Here is an 18,821-nt window from a genome sequence, read left to right on the forward strand (position 1 = left end):
CAATGCCCGAAGGTGAGAGCTATATCGTGATGAAATGGCAGCAGAAAATACTTTTTGTTTCTGAGTGCCGTTAATCGGATAAAAAACGACCAGCGCTTTATGGCTGGTCGTTGTATTTCCGCGTATCAGTCTGCGGATGTTTCTGCTTTATCCCCGCCCAGCCGGCTGAGCAAATCACGACGAATATCACTCAGCGCCGGGGCTTGTTCCGGCTGCCAGGGTAACGGGCGCATCAAATTCATGGCTTTCAGGCCAAGACGGCCCGTTAGCAGGCCCACCCCCAGGCCTTGCGCGGCCCTGGCAGACAGTCGACCGGCAAGATGCACAGACAAGATATCCATGCTGCTGTCGGTGATCAGCTCACTGGCACCGGCTATGGCCATATTTTTCAATACCAGCTTGAACAACTGAATACGTGACCAGTAACCCAGTTCGATACCATAGACTGCCGCTATCTGATCAATCAGACGAAAATTCCGCCAGGCGACCAGTAACACATCAGCAATCGCGAGCGGGCTGACCGCGACCATCAGGGCGGCTTCCCGCGCATATTTCACCACCAGCTTTTTGGCCTGTTTGTCCTGCTGGCTGAGTACCAGCTGGTCATACATGGCCAGCACTTCCGCATCATTGTGCGTTGCCGCCAAAGACGCCTGCCAGCGGCTGTAACCCGGGTTCTCAGCCGAAATTGCACCTTGCTTGGCCAGGCGGATACAAAACGCTTTCCCCTGCCCGATGCCCTCGGCGGCCAGTAACATTTCAGCCTGCTCGCGTTCTGTCTGGCGATCTTTGAGGCGGCGCAGCCTGAGCCATTCACGGCCAAGCACACCGATACCCGTTGCAGCCACCGAGGCCACCAGCACGCTCCAGCCCAGCGACAGCCAGTCACCGCTCAGATAGGCGCTGGCAACATAATCAACGCTCTGCCACACCGTCAGTCCGATGCCGCCCAGCAGCAAGGTTTTCAGCCAGCGCCCCCGGGAAGACGATTTTCCCAGCGTTTTCTCCAATTGCGCTTCGGCCTGCGAGTCAGATTCCTCTTCGTCTGCGGCGGGCAAAAAGCTGTCCTGCCCGGCAAATTCCAGCCGGCTTTTCAGATCCGGGCCTGACGGCTCGGTTTCCTGCTCATCAAACACAATTTTGCTTTGATACGGCTTCGTCATCGCAGTTTATCTCCCAGCAAAAACGCCAATGTTTTATCCATACGAATGTGCGGCAAGGGTTCATCGCTTTGTTGTGGCAGCGGACGGAAACTGACAAAGTCAAACCCCTGCGCCTGCCAGAAGGCATCATCCGGCAGCCTGCGCGGCACTTCGCCGGGAAACACTGTCTGTGCCTGTCCTGACAAGGTATGCCCCCGCAGTGCCGGCACCTGCTTGCCCTGATGATCCACAAAGCCCGGCTCCGTGGCCTGAATGGCGGCCAGACTGGTACAGCTCATGTTAATGCCCTCAAAGGAAGCCGTTTGCCAGGCTTCATTGACCATTTGCTGTAACAGGCTGACCAGGTTCGGATGTTGCTCCGGGGTAATGTGATCGGCCTTGGTCGCCGCAAACAACACTTTATCAATACGAGGCGAAAACAAGCGGCGTAGCAAGGAGCTTCTGCCGTAATGAAAACTCTGCATCAGCTGATTGAGTGCATGGCGCATATCATTAAACGATTCGCGGCCGGCATTGAGCGGTTGCAGGCAATCGACCAGAATGATCTGTCGGTCGAAACGGGAAAAGTGCTCCCGGTAAAAGCCTTTCACCACGTGCTGCTGATAATACTTGTAGCGGCGTTTCAGCACGCCGATATTGGTGTCGTCACCCGCTTCATTTAACTGGGCTTCGGTGTATTTTTCCAGCCACATAAACGGGAAAAACTGCAACACCGGTGCCCCGGCCAGCTCACCGGGTAACACAAAACGTCCCGGTTGAACCCAGTGCAACCCGGCTTCCGCTTTACACTTGAACAGATAATCGGTGAAGGTCGCCGCCAGGCGCGCCAATGCTTGTTCGTCTGCCGGCGCGAAGGGATCCAGTGTCTCGCCTGCGGCAAGCCAGTCACTGGCCAGCTGTTGACGGCGGCCAGTCATCAACCGAGCCTGCTGTTTTGACCAGGCCAGGTAATCCATTTCCAGCAAAGGCAAATCCAGCAGCCACTCACCGGGATAGTCAATGATATCCAGATACAGGGTGGCAGTATCCTGCAGCAGTTTTAACGGGCCTTTCTGCGGTTTAAAGCGCAGCGCCATACGGATCTGACTGACATCCCGGGTCGGTTCCGGCCAGTGCGGGGGCGATTGCAGCAAAGCCTGCATACCTTCTTCGTAACCAAAAGCCGGTACGTGCATATCAACCTGCGGCACACGACGGGCGCCCAGCAGATGACCGTCACTGACGGCCGGAAACAGTGGCAGCCGCGGGTTGGTGCTGACATGCTGCAGCTGATTGACCAGCGACGTAATAAAGGCCGTTTTACCGGCTCGGGACAATCCTGTCACCGCCAGACGCACATGCCTGTCCAGGCCACGGTTTACCAGTTTGTTGAGCTCTTGCCCCAAATGAATCATATCCTGCCCTTTTGGTTGTTATTGGCTGATACGCAACAGAAAAGCAGGCCACTGCCTGCTTTTCGTAACACTTGACCGATAAATTAAAGCTGTTTGAACGCTTTTTCTACATTGAATGCCGATGAGGTGACATAGGCTTCCATGTCGCGGAGCTTGCCTTCCATCTCATCAAACTCATTTTCAATATTATCCAATAGCTGCGACGGCGACTGTCCCGACTGCCAGGGTTTTTGTTTCACTGTGTGCTCTTTATAAGCATGCTGCTGAATCTGACGCTCTTCCGGCATCTTGTCGAGAAACAGACAAGCTGCAATATACGCCAGCGTCACAAAGAACCCGATACCCAGCAGAAAGGCAGACACGGTCAGAATACGGACGACCCAGGCCTCCACCCCGAAGTATTCGGCAATCCCGGCGCAAACCCCGCCCAGCTTGCCGTTCTTCGGATCACGGTATAAGGTTTTCGTCATGGCTTCTGCCTCCAGTGTGGCGCTTCTGCATCAAGTATTTTTTCCAGTGTCACAATACGCTGCTGCATTTGCTCAGCACGGACCACCAGCCCTTGTAATTTGTCAGTATCTTCACCTGACAGCCCCTGTGCCGTCTGACGCTTACTGCGGTAGTGTAAAATCAGCCACAGTGGCGCAACAAACACCAGAAAGACAATCAACGGCCCTACAATAAATCCCATGGACATGCACACTCTCCTTCTGAGGCGTTATTCTTTGTCTTTCATGCCCGCTTTCAGGCGTTCCAGCTCTTTTTCAATGTCATCCTGCGCCTGCAGATCAGCAAATTCCTGCTCCAGGCTTTTGCCCCGGCCTATATTATAGCTGTCGGCTTCTGCTTCCATTTCATCGATACGGCGTTCGTACTGCTCGAATTTAGACAAAGCTTCTTCCACTTTACCGGTATCGAGTTGGCGGCGGACTTCACGACGATTATCGGCAGCCTGGTGACGCACCACCAGACTTTGCTGCCGGGCGCGGGTTTCCTGCAGCTTACGCTCCAGTTCAGCCACTTCGGTTGCCAGCTTTTCGATGGTCTCTTCCACCAGCTTATATTCTTCCTGCAGCGTCAGTACCACATCGCTGATTTTTTGTTTTTCAATCAGCGCAGCGCGCGCCAGATCTTCACGGCTCTTCTGCAGCGCCAGTGTGGCTTTGCTCTGCCAGTCTTCAGACTGTGACTGCAGGCTGTTGATACGACGATACAGCTCTTTTTTATCTGCCATCGCTTTGGCCGAAGAAGTACGGACTTCCACCAGCGTGTCTTCCATTTCCTGAATGATCAGGCGGATCATTTTTTGCGGATCTTCAGCTTTGTCCAACAGCGAATTCACGTTGGCGTTTACAATGTCCGCAAAGCGAGAAAAAATACCCATTATGTCTCTCCTTTCATCGCTGCAACCACACCTGTCGGGTTGCAAGCATTGTGATATGTCATTTCACCAGATAGCAATCTGCCTGTAACTCTTATTACAAGAGCCGTGCCAACTTTTAAAAAGCCGTAATTTCAGATATTTACCTTTGCGGATACAGATTTTCACTGCTATCTTATGATTGTTTACACCAAGAGTTGGTGAAATTCACCACACCAGTGTTGTGCCTCCCGGCAACCTCGCGCCAGTTGGGCATATCTTCATTTTCTACACAGTAACGGATAACCTGATGCAAAAAACAGACAATCTGATCGGTGAATCTGAACCCTTCCTTGCTGCCCTGGATCATGCCTCCCGTCTGGCGCCGCTTGAGCGCCCTTTACTGATTCTCGGTGAACGCGGGACAGGTAAAGAGCTGATTGCCCAGCGTATCCACTATTTATCAAAGCGCTGGGATCAGCCCCTGGTGTCGTTAAACTGTGCCGCACTGAGTGACGGCATCATAGACTCTGAGTTATTCGGCCATGAAGCCGGCTCCTTTACCGGCGCGAAGGGCCGCCATCAGGGCAGGTTTGAGCGGGCAGAAGGGGGCACGCTGTTTCTCGATGAGCTGGCCACCTCTCCGATGGGGATTCAGGAAAAACTGCTGCGTGTCATTGAATACGGGGAATACGAACGGGTGGGAGGAAGCAAAACCTGCCAGGCCAATGTCCGTTTGATTTGTGCCACCAATGCCGATCTGCCGGCGATGGCCGAAGCCGGCCAATTCAGAGCGGATCTGCTGGACAGACTCGCCTTCGATATCATACATCTGCCGCCGCTTCGTGAACGCCAGGAAGATATTATGCCGCTGGCTGAATACTATGCCGTGCGCATGTGCCGGGAAATGGGATTCGGCTATTTTGCCGGATTCAGTCCGCAGGCCCAGCGCACTTTACTGGCTTACCAATGGCCCGGCAACGTCAGAGAATTGAAAAATACCGTAGAGCGTTCCGTGTTCCGTCAGTCAAATGAAGATCTGCCAATACAGCATATTGTGCTGGACCCGTTTCAGTCACCCTGGTCGGCTAACGACTCTGATCAAGCAAACAGCGACCCTGAAAACAGCACTCAGTCAGTGAATGCCCAGCCTGTGTTACCGCTGGATTTGCGCCAGTATCAAACCGAACAGGAAGTGGCTTTGATCAATCACGCCCTGGCACAAGCCAAGTACAACCAGCGAAAAGCCGCACAACTGTTGGGATTAAGCTACCATCAACTCAGGGGTTTACTGCGCAAACATAATATGGTGGGCAGTAACCAGGAAGAATAGAAAAAAGGACGTTCAGATAAAAACACACTGGATATTGAAGGAGATACCTTGGTGCTTGGCGCGGAAAGTGGTAAATTTAGCCACTTGTTTTTTCTCGACACCATTTAGATAAGAGCGTTGTTATGAACGCCTGTTTCCGATTGCTGCTCACCTGTGCCGGATTGCTGGGTTTGACGGCCTGTTCACAGCCACAACACGATAGCACCATACGTCAGTGGGGGTTTATTTATTGTGGCCAGGATACACCCTGGACTTTTAACCCGCAGCTCACTGATGGCGGGCATACTGCAGACAGTCTGGCCGCTCAGGTTTTTGACCGTTTGCTCCAGCTTGATCCTATCAGTCATTTGCCGCAACCTGCACTTGCCAGCAGTTGGAGCGTTAGTGAAGATGGGCTTGAATACACCTTCACTCTCAGAAAAGATGTGCGCTTCCAGCAGACCGCGAATTTCGCACCCACGAGGCACTTTAATGCCGAAGACGTGGTATTCAGCTTTAAGCGGGTCATCGATCCCAAGCACCCTTATCATTCTGTCTCAGGCGGCCATTATCCCTGGTTTGAAAGTCAGTCATTCGGCCAGCTGATTGACAGCATTGATGTTCTTGATCCCCGCACAGTGAGATTCACGCTCACCCGGCCTGACAATGCCTTTTTGTCTACCCTGTCGAGTTCGTACGCGGCCATTCATTCGGCAGAATATGCTGATCAGCTGCTGCGTGAAGGCCATCCGGATTACATTGATACCAAACCGGTAGGCACTGGTCCCTTCTATCTGGCTGAATATCATCCCCATGATTTGATCCGGCTGAAGCGCCATTCTTTTTACTGGCGTGGCGCACCTTTTATGAACCAGGTGGTGTTTGATATTTCTTCTCGCGGTACCGGATCCCTGGCCAAGCTGCTCAATCATGAGTGTGATGTGCTCTCCTCGCCGGTTGCCAGTCAGTTACCTGTGATTAAAAATAACCCGGACTTCGAACTGATTGCCCAGACAGCCATGAACGTTGCTTTTCTGGCCATCAATAATAATATCCCGGCTTTGCAGGATGTTCGGGTACGTCAGGCGCTCAATCTGGCCATTAACCGTGAAAACCTGCTCGATTCTGTCTATTACGGCACGGGCACCAAGGCCAAAACATTGCTGCCGCCTATGTCCTGGGCACATGATGACCATCTGGCAGACCTCAATTATGACCCGGACGCAGCCATGGCACTGCTGAAAGAGGCAGGCTACAGCAATAACCTGCATCTGATCCTTGCCGTTCCCATGGAACCCAGGCCTTACAACCCCAGCCCGCGTAAAACGGCCGAGTTAATCCAGGCTGACTTACGGGCTGTGGGGGTTGATGTCACCTTACTGTTACAGGACAGACCGCTCCGGCCAGGTTCGGTGGCCCAGAAAGGCATAGATCTGACGCTGACTGGCTGGGTGGCGGATAATGGCGATCCGGATAACTTCCTGCGCCCGCTGCTGTCGTGCAGCGCCAAACAGGCTGGCCTGAATGTCGCTAACTGGTGCAACCTTCAGTTTGATAACCTGCTGGAACTGGCGTCACGCACCACTAAGCTGGATCAACGCATGGACTACTACCAATACGCTCAGGGAATATTGCGCGATGAAGTGCCGATTATTCCGCTGGCACACGGTATCCATTATCAGATCCACCATAAATCTCTGCACGGGCTGCATCTGAGTCCGTTCGGTACTCGCTCATTCTCTAATGTGTACCGGAGCGAATAACTGATGTTTATCTATACCATTCGCCGATTGAATCTGTTTCTGATCACCCTGTTCATACTCACCTTGATCGGCTACAGCATTTTACGTATTGAGCCGTCCAGCTACTGGAATCTTCACGAATTTTGGCCCGGCTGGCTGCTGTATCTCGATAACCTGATGGTGGGTAACCTCGGGCTCAATCAGGAAGGGCAACCTATTCTGTCAGAGATTCTCCAGGTGTTCCCTGCCACACTGGAGCTGTGTTTTTTCGCCTTTATTCTGTCGCTGATTGTTGGCATCCCGCTTGGCACCCTGGCTGGGGTCAAACGTGGCCGCTGGGTGGATACCTGCATTTCATCCCTGACACTGGTGGGTTATTCCCTGCCGTTATTCTGGCTGGCCATGCTGTTTATTATGCTGTTCTCGCTCAAGCTGGGCTGGCTGCCTGTTGCCGGGCGCTATAACCTGCTCTACCAGATTGATTCCGTGACAGGTTTTGCCCTGATCGATGTGTTTCTGTCTGACATGAGCTACCGTTCAGCCGCACTGATCGATGTCATCCGGCATCTGGTATTGCCGACATTAGTGCTGGCCATAGCGCCAACGACCGAAGTAATACGTCTGACCCGTGCTTCTGTTGCCGATGTCATGCAGCAAAACTTCATTAAAGTTGCGCAAACCAAAGGGCTGTCAATGTGGGAGATCATCATCCGGCATGCCCTGAAAAATGCCATTCCGCCCATTATCCCCAAACTGGGGATGCAGTTTTCAACCATGATGACCTTTGCCATGTTAACTGAGTCCATTTTCAACTGGCCCGGCATAGGTCGCTGGTTACTGGACGCCATTGCCACACAAAGCTATGTGGCCATTCAGGCCGGTGTGATTACTGTCGGTGGATTCATTCTGTTCGCAAACATTCTTTCTGACCTGGCGGGCGCCATGGTGAACCCACTGACCCGTAAGGAATGGTATGCCATCAAATAATATTTATCAGGAACATAAGATTCCGACGCAATGGGAACGGGCCTGGCAAAATTATCAGGCCAATTCTTTGGCGGTGTTTGGACTGTGGTGCCTTGGCTTTCTGCTGCTGATAACGATCTTCGCCCCGCTAATGGTTGCCTACGGGCCGGGAGAGCAAGTGGGCGAGTTTCTGATGCCCCCCTCCTGGGACGCCAGCGGCCATGTGGAATTTTTCTTCGGCACCGATGATCTGGGCCGCGATCTCTTCACCCGAATTCTGCTGGGAAGCCAGCTGACCTTTGGCTACGCGCTGCTCGTGGCGCTGGCTTCGGCGATCCTGGGCATAGTCATCGGCGTACTGGCAGGTATGACCCGCGGGCTCAAATCCAGTATCCTAAACCACGTACTTGATACTGTGTTGTCGATACCGTCGCTGCTGCTGGCCATTATCATTATTGCCTACATGGGTACCGGCATGACCAGTATTCTGCTGGCAATCTGGCTGGCGCTGATCCCGCGTTTTATCCGCGCAATTTACTCTGCTGTCCACGATGAGATGGAAAAAGAGTACATCATTGCAGCGCGGTTAGACGGTGCGAACAGTTTCTATCTGCTGTACTACTCTATTTTGCCGAATATTCAGCCCGTTATTATCAGCGAGCTGACCCGGGCGATCTCTATCGCCATGATAGATATCGCGGCGCTGGGCTTTCTGGGACTGGGCGCGCAGTCTCCGTCACCGGAATGGGGCGCCATGCTGGGTGATTCCATCGAATTAATCTATCTGGCACCCTGGACAGTGACCCTGCCCGGCCTGGCCATCACCTTCAGCATCTTAGTGGTAAACTTAGTAGGAGAAGGTCTCCGTCAGGCAATTAATGCAGGAGTCGACTGATGCCACTGCTCGATATACGAAACCTCACCATTGAAATTGAAACGCCTCAAGGCATGGTCAAAGCCGTTGAGCGTATGAGCCTGACACTGAACGAAGGTGAGATACGCGGACTGGTTGGCGAATCAGGGTCAGGTAAGAGTCTGGTCGCTAAGGCCATCGCCGGTGTCACTAAAGACAACTGGCGGGTCAGTGCCGACCGTTTACGCCTTGGCGATATTGATCTCCAGGCACTGTCTCCGCGCGAACGCCGCAAAGTGGTGGGCCGCGAAATTGCGATGATCTTTCAGGAACCCTCTTCCTGTCTTGACCCCTCTGAGCATGTGGGTCAGCAATTGGAAGAAGCCATTCCGCGCAGCTCTTTCAATGGCACCTTCTGGCAGCGCTTCCACTGGCGCCAGAAGCAGGCGATTGCCCTGCTGCACAAGGTAGGCATAAAAGATCATAAACGGGTGATGAACAGTTATCCCTATCAGCTGACTGACGGTGAGTGCCAGAAAATCATGATAGCGATGGCCATTGCCAACCGGCCTCGGCTATTGATTGCCGATGAGCCGACCAACGATCTGGATCCCATCACACAGGCGCAGATTTTCCGTCTGCTGAGCCGGATGAACCAGCTCAATAACACCACTATACTGCTGGTCAGTCACGATCTGACAACTGTCACCCAGTGGGCCGACCGCATCACTGTGATGTACTGCGGACAGGCGGTTGAATCCGGCAGCCGTAAGCAGTTACTGACCACACCGCACCACCCTTATACGATCGCCTTACTGCAGGCCATGCCGGATTTCAGCCAGGATATTCCGCATAAGAGCAAACTCACCACGCTGCCCGGCTCGATCCCGCCATTACAGCATTTGCCTATCGGTTGCCGGCTGGGACCGCGCTGTCCCTATGCACAGCGTAAGTGTGTGGAAATCCCTAAGCGTAAAAAAGTCAAAAACCATAAATACAGCTGCCATTTCCCGCTGAATATGCCGGAGCCAAAATCATGAGTGCCCTGTTGGAAGTGACCGACCTGAGAAAAGAATACCACCACCGTTCCGGCTTTTTCCGCCGCCGCAGCACAGAAGCCGTCAAACCTGTGTCTTTTAACCTGGAGGTGGGTGAAACCCTGGCTCTGATCGGTGAAAACGGCTCAGGTAAATCGACGCTGGCTAAGATGCTGGCTGGCGTTGTCGCCCCCTCGGGCGGTGAAATCCGGGTCAACGACGAACCATTGGCTTTCGAAGATTACAAAACCCGCTGTAAGCTGATTCGCATGATATTCCAGGATCCGAATACCTCGCTGAATCCAAGGATTCAAATTGGTCAGATCCTGGAAGGGCCGCTGAAACGTAACACCAGTATGACACCGCAGGAGCGCGAGAATCGTATCAAAGCCACTTTGCTGCGCGTTGGTTTGCTGCCGGAACATGCCTATTTCTACCCGCAAATGCTGGCAACCGGCCAGAAACAACGGGTATCACTGGCTCGTGCGCTGATTCTGCAGCCTTGTATTATCGTGGCGGACGAAGCACTCAATGGACTGGACATGTCGGTACGCTCTCAGATCATTAACCTGCTGCTCGATCTCCAGCAGGAAATGGGACTGTCGTACATCTATGTTTCTCAGCATATGGGCGTGATTAAGCATTTCAGCGATAAGCTGATGGTGATGCAAAAAGGAGAAGTGGTCGAAGCCGGCGCAACGCAGGAGGTGTTCAGTGCGCCACAGCACCCTTTGACTCAGAAGCTGCTGGACAGTCACTTTACAGCGCCGTCGCACGATCGCAGCACCCGGACCAGCAGCCGCTCGGCGAAAATTCACGTTTAACTGAGAGCCAGCCAGGCCCATATCGTCGCCGCACACAGCGATATCACCACAGGCAGCACCACGTAGCTGGCCAACGTACGGCTGCCGACGAAACAGGCCATCAGCATCTTCACCAGACTGTTCACACTAGCGGCAAGGACGATAGCGAAACCCGCGGTCTGGATGCTGAGCTGGCTTTGACTTTGACGCCCAAGGGCCAGCGTGATGGCGTCAACATCGGTAATCCCTGATACTGCCGCCAGCACATACGTGCCCGTATCACCAAACCATTCCTGCAGCGCCTGAGCCAGAACCACAATCACCAGCAGCACGACACCAAAAGCTAAAGCGGAAGGTAAGGCAAGAGGACTGCGTTTAACCTGAGGTGCCTGATACCCTTCCATGGGGTTTCTCAACCAGAGCCAAATGGCCGGAAGATAAAAACACGCCATCATGATCAGCATAGGAACGGCAACAATCGCCGCCAGCCTCGCGTTAATCACTGAGCAAAGAAATATAATACGCGGAAACATGGTGCCGCAGCTGATCAGGATCCCGCTTGCCAGCAGGGGGGACAGCGCCGTTTCCTGCTTAGATAAATTCGAGAATTGCAGCGTAAGGGCAGTTGAGGAACTCAGACCGGCAAATAAACTGGTAAATAGAATCCCTTTTCGCGGGCCGCCGATTCTGATGGCAAAATAGCCGACGAACGAAATGGCCGCAATCAGCACTACCAGCCACCATATTTCAAACGGATTAATGGCTTTCCAGGGACCAAAGCCTTCATTTGGCAGCAGCGGCAACAAGACAACCGATATCAGCAACAACCTGAGGGCGGCATCCAGTTCATACTCCTGCACCTTGGCAATAGCGGCGTGGAGCTCTTCTTTCATATCCAGAATAATCGCCGTGACGACAGCGGCCGATACCGCGACCACAGGCTGACCACTTACCGCCAGACACCCCAGCAGAAAAGTCAGCAAAATACCGATTAAGCCAGTAATGCTCAGATTAACAGCTAAACGCTGACTGGACAGATAAGCGATGGTGATCACCGCGCTTAATGCCACCAGGGCAAACCCCAGAATTACAGCCGAATAAATGCCCGCCAGCAGGCCAATCAGCCCTCCCAGCAAGCCGATCAATGAGTAGGTCCGAATGCCAGCGACGCGCTGCCCTTCTTGTTGATTACGGGTTACCCAGCCACGCTGCAAGCCAACGATTGCCCCTATCAATACGGCAATCCCCAACCGCCAGAGTGGAGATTGCCAATCCAGCACATGCTCCATACGGCTTTATCATCTTGTTGTTCTTACAAGTAAAAGTGTAAGAAACATCTTGGCAAAGTGCTGGAAAAAATCACCCCGCCGCAGCGGGGTGACACAAAAACAGAACTACCCCCGCCAGATGAAGACAGAGGCAGGATATGAAGAGGGAATTACGCCAGAAGAGAGCGGTTGATCTCGGCCAGCACTGCTGCCGGATCGTCAGCCTGAGTGATAGGACGACCAATGACCAGATAATCTGACCCTGCTTTTACCGCTTCAGCAGGAGTCATCACACGGCGCTGATCACCAGCGGCACTGCCGGCAGGGCGAATTCCCGGCGTCACCAGCTTAAATTCAGCACCCAGATTGGCCTTCAGCAGGCTGGCTTCCTGCGCTGAACATACCACGCCATCCAGCCCACTGTTCTTGGTCAGAGTGGCAAGATTCAGTACGTGTTGTTCTGGTGAGCAGGAGATCCCCACCCCGGCCAAATCCTGCGCTTCCATGCTGGTCAGCACAGTGACGGCAATCAACAGCGGTCTGTCTTTACCATAAGGTTCAAGGATCTCACGAGAAGCGCTCATCATGCGCTCACCACCACTGGCGTGTACATTCACCATCCATACCCCCAGTTCGGCCGCCGCTTTCACCGCGCGGGAGCAGGTATTTGGGATATCGTGAAACTTAAGATCCAAAAAGACGGAATGGCCTTTGTCGTGTAGCTTACGCACAAAGTCCGGCCCAAACAGAGTAAACATTTCTTTGCCTACTTTCAGTCGGCAACTGCCTGGCTCAATGCGATCAACAAACGCCAGTGCCGCATCCTGAGTGGGATAATCCAGTGCCACAATCACTTTTGGGTCTAACATTCTCTCTCCTAGACTTCTGTTCTGCATAGCTATATTCAAAAGAAAGGGCCAGCACACACGGTGATCAGCCCTTTCAAATTTACATTCTCTTTGTCGCCATTACTCACCATCCAGTCCTCGAATGGGTTTCACTGCCCCCCACCCTTTGCAGGACGGGCATTGCCAGTAAAGTGAATGACTTTCAAAACCGCACTTACCGCAACGATAGTGTGGTTTCATTTTCAACTGTTCGCCGACCAGACTACGCAATGTGGTCAAACTGTCCTTGGCGCGGCCTTCTTCTGCTTCATCAAGATGATAATCCATCAGCTGATAAAAGCCTTTCATCGTCGGGTTCTGCAGCAGCTGCCGAGTCATGAAAGTCTGCGCCATGATAGCGCCCTCATGACGAGCGATTTCATCTGCAAGCATCAATTCAGCGGTCGCCCCGGCATGGTTGTCTACACAGTGGTGAAGATACTTTATCCAACCTTCCTCATTGTGAGTGGCTTCATAGCACTCCAACAGCATAGGCAGGGTTTCACTAATGTAGTCCACATCCTGCTCGGCAACTTTTTCCAGGTGCTGCGCTGCGGATTTATAATTTTTTTCAGCGATAAGAATCCGGGCGGTACTGATGGAGGCCCGTACACAGTGTTTGTCGGCAGACAGTGCTTTCTTCAGCAGCTGCTTGGCTTTTTCTGCATTATGCGCGCTCAGCTCCAGCATGGCCAGCTCACACCAGAAATGTGCGATATCATGCCTGAGCTTATTTTTACCCATCTTGACCAGCTGGCTGGCCATTTCGATCGCGTTATCCCATTCCCGGGTTTGCTGATAAATCGTCAGTAACTGTTGCAACGCCCCTTCTCTGTGATCAGGCTCGTCCAGCAACTGCTCAAAGATTTTTTCTGCGCGATCGAAGAACCCGGCGGCCATATAGTCTTTGGCCAATTGTTGCAATGCCAGGTTGCGTTGGTCAATAGTCAGGTTCGGGCGGGCAATCAGGTTCTGGTGAATACGGATGGCACGATCAACTTCACCCCGGCTACGGAACAGGTTCCCCAGGGCAAGGTGAGTATCTATCGTTTCACTATCAACCTGTAATAGTTCAATAAACAGGTCGACAGCTTTATCAGACTGATCAGAGAGCAGCAGGTTCAGGCCTGTCACATATTGGCGTGACAGGTGATGAGACTTTTCCTGCCGCTTATTACTCGCGCTTCTGTTACCCATGTACCAGCCATATGCTGCGGCAATAGGAAGTAACAGAAACAACAGCTCTAGCATGAAGTGATTATTCCTTGGCGGTCTCTACAGAACGCAACTGCTCTAGTTCTTTTTCTTGTTTGGCGACTTTTTTCGTTAAACGATTTTTCGTGAAGCGGGCTTTCAGATACATAGAGCCACAAATCAACCAACCAATTGCAAATCCGATACCGAAGGTTGCACCTAAAAGCGTAGATAGCTGAAATTGTCCTTTGGCTATCAGAAAATCGAAGTCAACCATCACCTGATTCTGCGCACCCAGCGCCAGCGTTAATAAAAAACACGCTATCAAGATAATAATGCCTACTATTTTCATCGTGAATCCTCTCACTAGATCAAAAACTTGATGATTAGATTATGCAGTAAAACGACTCATCAGACCATGATCAACAGACATAAAAAAACGGCATACTTACAGCATGCCGTTTTTTCGTGCTAAATACGATTATCCTGCATTCGGTGCATTCACGCGGTCACGTAACTCTTTACCAGGTTTAAAGTGAGGAACGTACTTGCCGTCCAATTCCACTTTATCACCGGTTTTCGGGTTACGCCCTACGCGCGGTGCACGGTAATGCAAAGAGAAACTACCAAAGCCACGGATTTCAATGCGGTCCCCTTCAGCAAGGGTTGTTGCCATATGCTCAAGGATTTCCTTGATCGCATCTTCTACCTGTTTGGCAGAAAGATGAGTTTGTTGGCTGCACAGCCTTTCGATCAATTCAGACTTTGTCATAATCACCCCGTTTTTAGTATGTTTCTCAATAGTATAACCGTTAAGGGGGAAAATGCTTCCCCCCTTGGGGCAAATTATTCGCCTTTAGCCGCTTTAAACGCGTCAGCCATAGCATTACCGAATGCAGATTCGTCCTGCTGGTTCAGGCTAGCCATTGCTTCTTGCTCTTCGTCTTCGTCTTTCGCACGTACAGACAGGTTGATAACGCGGTTCTTACGGTCAACACCGGTGAACTTCGCTTCAACTGAATCGCCTTCAGACAGAACCAGAGTTGCGTCTTCTACGCGGTCACGAGAAGCTTCAGATGCACGCAGGTAACCTTCTACGCCTTCAGCCAGCTCAATGGTTGCGCCTTTAGCATCAACGGCAAGCACTTTACCGTTAACCAGAGTACCTTTCTTGTTCAGAGCTACGAAGCTGTTGAACGGGTCTTCTTCGATTTGCTTAACGCCCAGAGAGATGCGCTCACGCTCAGCATCAACAGCCAGAACAACTGCTGAAATCTCGTCGCCTTTCTTGAAGTCACGAACAGCGTCTTCGCCTGCAACATTCCAAGAAATGTCAGACAGGTGAACCAGACCGTCAATGCCACCGTCCAGACCGATGAAGATACCGAAGTCAGTGATAGACTTGATCTTACCAGTTACACGGTCGCCTTTAGCTTGTGCTTCAGCGAACTGCTGCCAAGGGTTAGCTTTACATTGCTTCAGACCCAGGCTGATACGACGACGTTCTTCGTCGATGTCCAGAACCATAACTTCAACTTCGTCACCCACGTTAACCACTTTAGATGGGTGGATGTTCTTGTTGGTCCAGTCCATTTCAGACACGTGTACCAGGCCTTCAACGCCTTCTTCGATTTCAACGAAGCAGCCGTAGTCAGTCAGGTTAGTTACGCGACCAGACAGCTTAGTGCCTTCTGGGTAACGCTTAGCGATAGCAACCCATGGATCTTCACCCAGTTGCTTCAGACCCAGAGATACGCGAGTACGCTCACGGTCGAACTTCAGAACTTTAACGTTGATTTCGTCACCAACATTAACGATTTCTGATGGATGCTTAACGCGTTTCCAAGCCATGTCAGTGATGTGCAGCAGGCCGTCAACACCGCCCAGATCTACGAATGCACCGTAGTCAGTCAGGTTCTTAACGATACCTTTAACTTCCATGCCTTCTTGCAGAGAAGCCAGCAGCTCATCACGCTCAACGCTGTTTTCAGATTCGATAACAGCACGACGAGAAACAACAACGTTGTTGCGCTTCTGGTCCAGCTTGATAACTTTGAACTCTAGCTCTTTGCCTTCCAGGTGAGCAGTGTCACGTACTGGACGAACGTCAACCAGAGAACCAGGCAGGAACGCACGAATGCCGTTCAGCTCAACAGTGAAGCCACCTTTAACTTTACCGTTGATGATACCAATAACGGTTTCAGCATCTTCGTAAGCTTTCTCAAGCTGGATCCAAGCTTCGTGACGCTTCGCTTTCTCACGAGAAAGTTGAGTTTCACCGAAACCGTCTTCAATCGCGTCCAGAGCTACGTCAACTTCAACGCCAACTTCGATTTCCAGCTCACCAGCAGCATTTTTGAACTGCTCAGCAGGAATAGCTGACTCAGATTTCAGGCCAGCGTCAACCAGAACGAAACCGTTCTCAATGGCAACTACAGTACCTTTAACGATCGCGCCAGGGCGTGTTTCGATTTCTTTTAGAGACTCTTCAAAGAGTTGAGCAAAAGATTCAGTCATTTAAATAATCTTCAGTATATGAACAACCATGGGTATCCTACCGCATGGGGTTGAAAACAAAGTCAGTTATCACTCCTTGACACCGACATACCATCAGGCTGATTTCTCAGCCGACAATTTTTCTTCAATGTGAGCCAGCGCCTGTTCGGTCACTTGCTCAATCGACAGATGCGTAGAGTCTAGCACTAAAGCATCTGCTGCGGGACGTAATGGCGCAACGGCTCGATTGCGGTCGCGATCATCACGTTCCTGAATTTCGCTTAAAAGACTGTCAAAGTTAACACTTAAGCCTTTTTGTTGCAACTGGTTCATGCGGCGCTTGGCGCGCTCTTCGGCGCTGGCATCCAGGAAAATTTTCACTTCAGCGTTAGGAAAAACCACTGTCCCCATGTCACGGCCATCCGCAACCAGGCCAGGCTCTCCGCTAAATGCACGCTGGCGGCGTAACAATGCTTCACGCACCCGAGGTAACGCCGCGACTTTTGATGCCGCATTGCCGACGTCTTCAGTCCGTAATGTGGAAGAAACATCTTCCCCTTCCAGAATCACTTTCACCAGTTCGCCTTCAGCAATGAACTGCACATCCAGATGCGCAGCCAGCGGAACCAATGCGGCTTCAGAATCCAGTTCTACACCATGATGAATTGCTGCCAGTGCCAGTACACGGTAAATAGCACCGGAATCCAGTAAATTCCAGCCCAGCTTATCTGCCAACAGCATGCAAAGTGTTCCTTTACCGGCTCCACTTGGCCCATCAACAGTGATCACTGGTGCGTTTGTAGACATAGAATTCTCCGAATTTGTTAAACCTTCAGCAAACTTGCTGTTTCAACGCGGGCCGTATTATACGGTAAATTTGTCCTGGAGGCACTTCCAGTCGGGAAAAAAATCACCCAGCCTTAAGCTGGGTGACAGGGACAAATCTGAGGAAGTGAATCAATGGCTTAATGCGGCCAGTTTGTCAAAGTAATCCGGGAATGTTTTCGAGGTACACTTGGGATCATTAATCGTCACCGGCGTGTCTTCGCTCAGCGCCACTAAGGAAAAACACATGGCCATGCGGTGATCGTCGTAGGTGTCGATAGCAGCATGCTGCAACTGCGCCGGCGGTGTGATGATAATGTAATCTTCACCTTCCTCGACTGTCGCGCCCACTTTACGCAGCTCTGTTGCCATCGCAGACAAACGATCCGTTTCTTTCACCCGCCAGTTATACACATTGCGGATAGCGGTGGTCCCTTCGGCAAACAATGCCGTTGTGGCAATCGTCATGGCGGCATCCGGGATATGGTTAAAATCCATATCCACACCGTGAAGGGTGCCGCGACGGGCGATGACATAATTATCACCCCACTCTATCTCAGCGCCCATAGCCGCCAGTGCTTCAGCAAACTGGGTATCGCCCTGGATACTGGATTTACCAATCCCGGTGACTTTCACAGCACCGCCTTTAATGGCGGCGGCAGCGAGAAAATACGACGCGGAAGAGGCGTCGCCTTCTACCATAAAATCACCCGGTGCCTGATATTGCTGGCCGCCTTTTACGATAAAACGCTGGTAATTATCATTCTCTACCTGCACCCCGAATTGCGCCATGATGTGCAGAGTAATATCAATATAGGGTTTAGAAACCAGTTCGCCTTTGATGCGAATCACTGTCTCTTCTGACGCCAGAGGTGCGGTCATCAGAAAGGCGGTCAGAAACTGGCTGGAAATTGAGCCATCAATCTCTACTTCACCGCCTTTGAGGTCGGTTCCCTTAATTTTCAGCGGCGGGAAACCTTCATTTTCGAGGTAAGTAATCTCCGCACCGGCACTGCGCAGCGCATCGACCAAATGGCCAATCGGGCGCTCTTTCATCCGCGGCTCTCCGGTCAGCACATACTCACCCGAGCCTAAGCTCAAGGCCGCAGCTAACGGACGCATAGCCGTACCCGCGTTGCCCAGAAACAGCTCAAGCGGCTGTTCGGCATGAAATGCCTGCCCCAGCCCCTGTACTTCACAGACGGTTTTATCCTCTGAAAGCTGATACGAAACGCCCAGTTTGGTGAGAGCATTGAGCATGTGACGGATATCGTCACTGTCGAGCAGATTCGTCAGACGCGTCGTGCCGTTCGCCAGTGCTGCCAGCAAGAGTGCCCGGTTAGACACACTTTTAGAACCTGGCAGGTTCACTTCCCCGTCAATACGCTGAATTGGCTGTAAAGTTAAACTCTCCATTGGGTGATTTTTCTATCCTGTTGTATTTGCGTTTCCGCAGAGTAACCAATATTTCGAAGTGATGCTAGTCATCCCAGGGGTCAAAACGCGCCATCCCCCGCCAGA

General features: G+C 51.9%; 19 protein-coding genes. 6 read left to right on the forward strand and 13 right to left on the reverse strand.

Annotation, left to right across the window (positions count from 1 at the left end; all coding sequences use genetic code 11):
* Positions 1-125: 125 nt before the first annotated feature.
* From P0Y67_RS09275 to pspA, 5 genes are all read right to left on the reverse strand, one after another.
* Positions 126-1,163, reverse strand: coding sequence for a YcjF family protein (locus tag P0Y67_RS09275; protein WP_342391659.1), 1,038 nt, complete (start codon positions 1,161-1,163; stop codon positions 126-128).
* Positions 1,160-2,557 carry a YcjX family protein gene (locus P0Y67_RS09280; RefSeq protein WP_161446849.1) on the reverse strand — a complete coding sequence of 466 codons (1,398 nt, stop codon included), beginning with the start codon at positions 2,555-2,557 and terminating at the stop codon, positions 1,160-1,162. Before P0Y67_RS09280 ends, P0Y67_RS09275 begins: the two co-directional genes overlap by 4 nt.
* An 83-nt stretch (positions 2,558-2,640) precedes the next feature.
* The gene (gene pspC / locus P0Y67_RS09285; protein ID WP_161456179.1) at positions 2,641-3,027 is read right to left on the reverse strand and encodes an envelope stress response membrane protein PspC; all 387 of its coding nucleotides are present in this window, start codon (positions 3,025-3,027) and stop codon (positions 2,641-2,643) included.
* A complete protein-coding gene (gene pspB, locus P0Y67_RS09290; protein WP_027253354.1) occupies positions 3,024-3,254 on the reverse strand; it encodes an envelope stress response membrane protein PspB in 231 nt (76 codons plus the stop codon). The genes pspC and pspB overlap by 4 nt, the downstream gene beginning before the upstream one ends.
* A 21-nt stretch (positions 3,255-3,275) precedes the next feature.
* Complete coding sequence (gene pspA / locus P0Y67_RS09295) at positions 3,276-3,941, reverse strand: phage shock protein PspA (protein WP_342391660.1); 666 nt, start codon at positions 3,939-3,941, stop codon at positions 3,276-3,278.
* 286 nt (positions 3,942-4,227) lie between these two features.
* Between pspA and pspF the strand changes: the two genes are divergently transcribed.
* The 6 genes from pspF (at position 4,228) to P0Y67_RS09325 (ending at position 10,651) form a co-directional block, all read left to right on the forward strand.
* Entirely contained in the window at positions 4,228-5,250 is a 1,023-nt protein-coding gene (gene pspF / locus P0Y67_RS09300; protein WP_342391661.1) for a phage shock protein operon transcriptional activator, read from the forward strand.
* Between the two features lie 122 nt (positions 5,251-5,372).
* Positions 5,373-6,992, forward strand: a complete 1,620-nt coding sequence (gene sapA, locus P0Y67_RS09305) for an ABC transporter substrate-binding protein SapA (protein WP_342391662.1) — start codon at positions 5,373-5,375, stop codon at positions 6,990-6,992.
* A gap of 3 nt (positions 6,993-6,995) precedes the next feature.
* Positions 6,996-7,958, forward strand: a complete 963-nt coding sequence (locus tag P0Y67_RS09310; protein ID WP_342391663.1) for an ABC transporter permease — start codon at positions 6,996-6,998, stop codon at positions 7,956-7,958.
* Positions 7,945-8,832 (forward strand): putrescine export ABC transporter permease SapC, encoded by an 888-nt coding sequence (gene sapC, locus P0Y67_RS09315; protein WP_027253359.1) that lies wholly within the window; start codon positions 7,945-7,947, stop codon positions 8,830-8,832. The genes P0Y67_RS09310 and sapC overlap by 14 nt, the downstream gene beginning before the upstream one ends.
* On the forward strand, positions 8,832-9,830 hold the full coding sequence (locus tag P0Y67_RS09320; protein WP_120511172.1) for a peptide ABC transporter ATP-binding protein: 999 nt from the start codon (positions 8,832-8,834) through the stop codon (positions 9,828-9,830). Before sapC ends, P0Y67_RS09320 begins: the two co-directional genes overlap by 1 nt.
* A complete protein-coding gene (locus P0Y67_RS09325) occupies positions 9,827-10,651 on the forward strand; it encodes a peptide ABC transporter ATP-binding protein (RefSeq protein WP_342391664.1) in 825 nt (274 codons plus the stop codon). The genes P0Y67_RS09320 and P0Y67_RS09325 overlap by 4 nt, the downstream gene beginning before the upstream one ends.
* Here the strand turns inward: P0Y67_RS09325 and P0Y67_RS09330 are convergent.
* The 8 genes from P0Y67_RS09330 to aroA form a co-directional block, all read right to left on the reverse strand.
* The gene (locus P0Y67_RS09330; protein WP_342391665.1) at positions 10,648-11,919 is read right to left on the reverse strand and encodes an MgtC/SapB family protein; all 1,272 of its coding nucleotides are present in this window, start codon (positions 11,917-11,919) and stop codon (positions 10,648-10,650) included. The two genes, P0Y67_RS09325 and P0Y67_RS09330, sit on opposite strands and share 4 nt — an antisense overlap.
* A gap of 149 nt (positions 11,920-12,068) precedes the next feature.
* Positions 12,069-12,767 (reverse strand): orotidine-5'-phosphate decarboxylase, encoded by a 699-nt coding sequence (pyrF, locus tag P0Y67_RS09335; protein ID WP_027253363.1) that lies wholly within the window; start codon positions 12,765-12,767, stop codon positions 12,069-12,071.
* 99 nt (positions 12,768-12,866) lie between these two features.
* Positions 12,867-14,036: a lipopolysaccharide assembly protein LapB gene (lapB, locus tag P0Y67_RS09340; protein ID WP_027253364.1), complete on the reverse strand. Its 1,170-nt coding sequence runs from the start codon at positions 14,034-14,036 to the stop codon at positions 12,867-12,869.
* 7 nt (positions 14,037-14,043) lie between these two features.
* Positions 14,044-14,331 (reverse strand): LapA family protein, encoded by a 288-nt coding sequence (locus P0Y67_RS09345; RefSeq protein WP_046219696.1) that lies wholly within the window; start codon positions 14,329-14,331, stop codon positions 14,044-14,046.
* A 129-nt stretch (positions 14,332-14,460) separates the two neighbouring features.
* A complete protein-coding gene (gene ihfB, locus P0Y67_RS09350; protein WP_027253366.1) occupies positions 14,461-14,751 on the reverse strand; it encodes an integration host factor subunit beta in 291 nt (96 codons plus the stop codon).
* A 74-nt stretch (positions 14,752-14,825) separates the two neighbouring features.
* A complete protein-coding gene (rpsA, locus tag P0Y67_RS09355) occupies positions 14,826-16,496 on the reverse strand; it encodes a 30S ribosomal protein S1 (RefSeq protein ID WP_027253367.1) in 1,671 nt (556 codons plus the stop codon).
* Between the two features lie 93 nt (positions 16,497-16,589).
* A complete protein-coding gene (gene cmk / locus P0Y67_RS09360; protein WP_027253368.1) occupies positions 16,590-17,282 on the reverse strand; it encodes a (d)CMP kinase in 693 nt (230 codons plus the stop codon).
* Positions 17,283-17,432: 150 nt separating this feature from the next.
* Positions 17,433-18,716 carry a 3-phosphoshikimate 1-carboxyvinyltransferase gene (gene aroA / locus P0Y67_RS09365; protein ID WP_342391666.1) on the reverse strand — a complete coding sequence of 428 codons (1,284 nt, stop codon included), beginning with the start codon at positions 18,714-18,716 and terminating at the stop codon, positions 17,433-17,435.
* Between the last annotated feature and the right edge of the window lie 105 nt (positions 18,717-18,821).

This window comes from Photobacterium sp. SP02 (assembly GCF_038519165.1).
In the GTDB taxonomy this organism is placed as follows: Bacteria; Pseudomonadota; Gammaproteobacteria; order Enterobacterales; family Vibrionaceae; genus Photobacterium; species Photobacterium halotolerans.